At 67.4% G+C, this 4,344-nt stretch carries 7 protein-coding genes; 3 read left to right on the top strand and 4 right to left on the bottom strand.

Annotation, left to right across the window (positions count from 1 at the left end; genetic code table 11):
- A partial coding sequence (locus ACE3S9_RS15505) for a hypothetical protein (RefSeq protein WP_374547381.1) occupies positions 1–188 on the top strand: 188 nt, incomplete at its 5' end.
- A gap of 61 nt (positions 189–249) precedes the next feature.
- Here the strand turns inward: ACE3S9_RS15505 and ACE3S9_RS15500 are convergent.
- The 4 genes from ACE3S9_RS15500 to moaA all read right to left on the bottom strand — a co-directional run bounded on the left by ACE3S9_RS15500 (position 250) and on the right by moaA (position 3,376).
- Positions 250–1,050, bottom strand: a complete 801-nt coding sequence (locus ACE3S9_RS15500; RefSeq protein ID WP_374547380.1) for a putative DNA-binding domain-containing protein — start codon at positions 1,048–1,050, stop codon at positions 250–252.
- Positions 1,047–1,901 (bottom strand): DUF692 domain-containing protein, encoded by an 855-nt coding sequence (locus ACE3S9_RS15495; protein ID WP_374547379.1) that lies wholly within the window; start codon positions 1,899–1,901, stop codon positions 1,047–1,049. Before ACE3S9_RS15495 ends, ACE3S9_RS15500 begins: the two co-directional genes overlap by 4 nt.
- Positions 1,902–1,973: 72 nt before the next feature.
- Positions 1,974–2,231: a hypothetical protein gene (locus ACE3S9_RS15490; protein ID WP_374547378.1), complete on the bottom strand. Its 258-nt coding sequence runs from the start codon at positions 2,229–2,231 to the stop codon at positions 1,974–1,976.
- 113 nt (positions 2,232–2,344) lie between these two features.
- Positions 2,345–3,376 (bottom strand): GTP 3',8-cyclase MoaA, encoded by a 1,032-nt coding sequence (moaA, locus tag ACE3S9_RS15485; protein ID WP_374547377.1) that lies wholly within the window; start codon positions 3,374–3,376, stop codon positions 2,345–2,347.
- Positions 3,377–3,460: 84 nt separating this feature from the next.
- Between moaA and ACE3S9_RS15480 the strand changes: the two genes are divergently transcribed.
- Together ACE3S9_RS15480 and ACE3S9_RS15475 are read left to right on the top strand one after the other, a co-directional pair.
- Positions 3,461–3,820 (top strand): gamma-butyrobetaine hydroxylase-like domain-containing protein, encoded by a 360-nt coding sequence (locus ACE3S9_RS15480; protein WP_374547376.1) that lies wholly within the window; start codon positions 3,461–3,463, stop codon positions 3,818–3,820.
- An 8-nt stretch (positions 3,821–3,828) separates the two neighbouring features.
- The coding region (locus ACE3S9_RS15475) for an adenosylcobinamide-GDP ribazoletransferase (protein WP_374547375.1) at positions 3,829–4,344 on the top strand (516 nt) is incomplete at its 3' end.

Raw genomic sequence — 4,344 nt, 5'->3', positions numbered from 1 at the left:
CGCACATGGCCCCGCCCGCGCCGCCTCACATGGCCCCGCCGCCGGCGCCGCGCATGGCCCCGCCCGCGCCGCCCCACATGGCCCCGCCGCCAGCGCCGCATATGGCCCCGCCGCAACCCGGCCCGGCGGCTGCGCCGCATCCCGGCAAGCCGAATTGCGGCGGCCCCGGCCAACCGCCCTGCCGCTGAGCGCAAAAAGGCCCGCCGCGACAAAGCGCGGCGGGCTTTTCACGACAGGATGCGAGAGACGCTAAATCGTCTTAGGCTCGACCGCGACGATCATGCCGTCCGCGAACCATTGCGCAAGAAAGCCCGCCGCCGTCTGGACGATCGGCTCGCCGTCGCGCCCGGAGCGCGCGAAAGCCAGCAGCGAACAAATCTCCTCGAAGGGCGCGCCGCTCATCGCCTCGATCAGGGCCAGCGCCTCGTCGTCATCGAGCGCGCGATAGCTCACCTCCCATTCGCGTCGCCAGACCAGCAGCCGCATCGCGCCCGAGGCCGCCACTTGCGGAAGAGGCTCGCCAGTCTGCGCGGCTTCATAGACGGCGAGCGCGGCGGTGTCGGTCTCGATGACGAGAACACTCGGGTCGAAGGCGAGACACAGGCGGGGCCAGTCGGCCTCGCGGATCGCCGCCAAGGCCTCAATCGGCAAGGCGGCGGCGTCTTCGGCGTCGAAGCTGCGCGACAGCCCCTCCTCCAGCGCGGCCAGGCCGCGAACGAAGCCATCGTCGCAAAAAGGCGGCGTGTCGCGCAGGAAATCGGGTAGGCCGGCGCCGATCCAGCGCGCGTTGCGGAAGGTCGAGGGCCGCGCGCGCCAAAAGGCCTCGGCCATGGCGTCAAAGGCCAGCTCGCCCAGAGCCGCGCGCAACACCGGAAAGTCAGTGCTGAGAAACTCGATCATGCGCAGGCGAAAACCGTCGTGATAGACCGCGAAAGTCTCCGCGGCCTTTTCGGCGCGGGGCGGCGGATGCAACAGGGCGAGCAGGCGCGGCGAAGGCGTTTCCGCCAACACGCTGGTCTGAAACAGTGCCTGCAATTCCGCCAGATTCATGCCGCCGCCCTTTCTTCCGCCGCCGCCACATCCCGCAGGACGCGCAATTCGCCGAGCAATTCGTCGAAGGGCGGGAAGCGATCGTCGCGTTCGATCATCGCCGGGACCGGGCCGAACAGCCGCCGCGCATGGGCGAACAGATCCCAGACCCCATCGCAGACCGGATGATCATGCGTGTCGATCTTGTGGGTTCCGAGATCGCTGTGGCCGGCGACATGGATCTGCGCGATGCGATCCTTCGGGAGGCGATCCAGATAGGCCTTGGCGTCGAAGCCATGGTTGAAGGCCGAAACGAACACATTATTGACGTCGAGCAGCAGCAGGCAGTCGGCGCGTCGCGCCAGTTCGGCGAGGAAATCCGCCTCGCTCATCTCGTCCGCGGCGAAAGCGATATAGGTCGAGGGATTTTCCAGCGCGATGCGGCGGCCGAGAAAATCCTGCACGCGCGACGCACGCGCGACGCAATGATCGAGCGCCTCGCGGGTCAGCGGCGTCGGCAGCAGATCATGCAGGTTGAGGCCCTGAACGCCGGTCCAGGCGAGGTGATCGGACACCAGTTCCGGCTCCACGCGGGCAGCCAGTTTCTTGAGCGCCCGCAGATAGTCGAAATCGAGTGGATCGGTCGAGGCGAGCGACAGCGACACGCCATGCATGCGCATCGGATAATCGGCGCGGATGCGATCGAGCATGGCGAGCGGACGGCCGCCCGGGACCATGAAATTCTCGGAAATGATCTCGAACCAGTCAACCGGCTGCGGCCCGGCGAGAATGTCCGGATAATAGACCGTGCGCAGGCCCAGTCCGAACCCCTGCGCGCAGTCCGCCGCCGTCGCCTTGTTGCTCGCCGTCATGACGTTCTCCCGCCCGGCAGCCTCCCTCACGGCGCCATCCTGCGCCGGGAGGGAGGCGTCGGAAAGTTCGTATTATCCGACAGTGCCGCCCTTGGCCGTGCAGGCCTTGGCGGATTTTTCGATCAGGAAGCCCTGGCCCTTGCAGGTGTTCTGGCCCTTGCAGGCGTTGCTGGCGGTCTTGCAGGCGCTCTGGCCCTTGCAGGCGTTGATTCCCATGCAATGGACCGGCGCCTTCTTCGCCTGGGCCTGGGTGGTGAGGGCGGCGCCGGAAACGGCGAGCGCGATGGCGGCGGCGGCGAGGCTCGCGCCGGAAACGACTTTGATCTGCATGATCCAACTCCCTGAGATCGCGCCGCAACGGCGCGTCGAACAGGCCCGTGCCGGCCTGCATTCGGGGATACGGAGGAATCGACGGAAGGTTACAGCGACGCTGAAAAAAATTCTCAGCCGCCGGTCATGCTCATCGGCCGCTTGGCCGGGGCGAGCGCGCCCGCCCATTGCGCCACGAAATCATGGCCGCGCGGCTTGCGGCGCATGGCGTCGTCGAGCGCGGCGTGCAGCGCCTCGTCGTCCCGCGCGGCGCGCAGCGGCGCGCGCAGGTCGGTTTTATCTTCCTGGCCGAGGCAGGTGTAGAGCGTGCCGGTGCAGGTGACGCGCACGCGATTGCAACTGTCGCAGAAATGCTGGCTCAAAGGCGTGATCAGGCCGACGCGCCCGCCGGTTTCGGCCACGTCGAAATAGCGCGCCGGGCCGCCGCTGACATGGGTCGAGGGCGTGAGCGTCAGGCGCTGCGACAAGGCGGCGGTCACCGCGTCGAGCGGCAGGAAGCTTTCGATATTATGGACGGCGTCCTCGCCGAGCGGCATGGCCTCGATGAACGAGACATCCGCGCCGCGTCCATGCGCCCATTCGACCAGCGGCAGGAACTCGTCCTCGTTCTCGCCCTTGAGCGCGACGCAATTGATCTTGACCTTGAGGCCCGCCTGCTGGGCGGCGTCGATCCCGGCGAGCACCTGGCCGAGATCGCCCCAGCGGGTGATCGCGCGGAATTTTTCGGGCTTGAGCGTGTCGAGCGAGACATTGACCCGGCGCACGCCGCAAGCCGCGAGTTCGGCGGCGTAGCGGACGAGCTGCGAACCATTGGTGGTGAGCGTCAGCTCCTCCAGGCCCTTGTCGAACAGGCGCGACAGGCCGTGAAACAATTGCATGACATTGCGCCGCACCAGCGGCTCGCCGCCCGTCAGCCGGATCTTGCGCACGCCGCGCACGACAAAGGCGGCGCTCAAGCGCTCCAACTCCTCCAGCGTCAGCAGATCCTGCTTGGGCAGGAAATTCATATTTTCCGACATGCAATAGACGCAGCGGAAATCGCAGCGATCGGTGACGGAAATGCGGATATAATCTACGCGCCGGGCGTAGGAATCGACCAGCGGCCGCGACAAGGACGCGGGCGCGACGGCGAGAGGCGTTTCCATTAGGTTCGGGCGCATCTTCTCTATATAGGATTTTTTTTCGGCGCGAATAGAAGATTGCGCAAATTCAGCGAGGAAAGAGGCCCGATGACGGACGCAACGCATTGGCCGACCGAAATCCAGCTCGCCGAGGAGGGCCAATCGCTGGTTGTCGCCTTCGAGAGCGGCGAATCCTTCGCCCTTCCCGCGGAATATCTGCGGGTCAACAGCCCGAGCGCCGAGGTTCAGGGCCATACGGCGGAGCAGCGGGTCACGGTCTCCGGCAAGCGCGCGGTGAAAATCCGGCGCGCCGAGCCGGTCGGCAATTACGCAGCGCGGCTGATCTTCGACGACGGCCATGACAGCGGCTTCTTCACCTGGGACTATCTGTTCGCGCTGGGCGCCGAGCAAGAGACGCGCTGGCAGGCCTATCTCGACGAGCTGGCCGCGAAAAATCTGCATCGCTGAGGCCGCATATGGAAGGGTTGCGCGACCTCGCCGGCGCCTTGCGCTTCTTCTCGCGGCTGCCGATCCCCGGCGACACGGAAACGCGCGATTTCGGGCGCAGCCTACGCCTCGCCCCGCTCGCCGGCGCCCTGCTCGGCCTTGGCGGCGGACTGGTCTTCGTCGCGGCGCTGAGCCTGCGCCTGCCGGCGACAGCCGCCGCGCTGCTCGCGCTGGGCTCCAGCGCTCTCGCGACGGGCGCGCTGCACGAGGACGGTCTCGCCGATATCGCCGATGGATTCGGCGGCGGCTTTTCGCGCGAGCGCAAGCTTGAGATCATGAAGGACAGCCGCATCGGCGCCTTTGGCGCGGTCGCGCTGATCCTGAGTTTCGGCCTACGCGCCAGCGCGCTCGCCGCGCTCGCCGCGACGCCCTTCCGCGCGCTGCTTGTCCTGGCTGCGGCGGGCGCTTTGTCGCGCGGCGCCTGTCTCGCGCCGCTGGCGCTGTTGCCGCCGGCGCGCGCCGACGGCGCAGGTCGGGCCGCGAGC

It is taken from the genome of Rhodoblastus sp. (assembly GCF_041915505.1).
In the GTDB taxonomy this organism is placed as follows: Bacteria; Pseudomonadota; Alphaproteobacteria; order Rhizobiales; family Beijerinckiaceae; genus Rhodoblastus.
The sequence above is the reverse complement of the archived record's forward strand: the minus strand, read 5'-3'. Positions and strand labels throughout refer to the sequence as shown.

What these genes read in the sequence shown, in the direction of transcription:
- ACE3S9_RS15500 (WP_374547380.1), bottom strand. Translation starts at nt 1,050, where the DNA reads ATGAATCTGGCGGAATTGCAGGCACTGTTTCAGACCAGCGTGTTGGCG.
- ACE3S9_RS15495 (WP_374547379.1), bottom strand. Translation starts at nt 1,901, where the DNA reads ATGACGGCGAGCAACAAGGCGACGGCGGCGGACTGCGCGCAGGGGTTC.
- ACE3S9_RS15490 (WP_374547378.1), bottom strand. Translation starts at nt 2,231, where the DNA reads ATGCAGATCAAAGTCGTTTCCGGCGCGAGCCTCGCCGCCGCCGCCATC.
- moaA (WP_374547377.1), bottom strand. Translation starts at nt 3,376, where the DNA reads ATGGAAACGCCTCTCGCCGTCGCGCCCGCGTCCTTGTCGCGGCCGCTG.
- ACE3S9_RS15480 (WP_374547376.1), top strand. Translation starts at nt 3,461, where the DNA reads ATGACGGACGCAACGCATTGGCCGACCGAAATCCAGCTCGCCGAGGAG.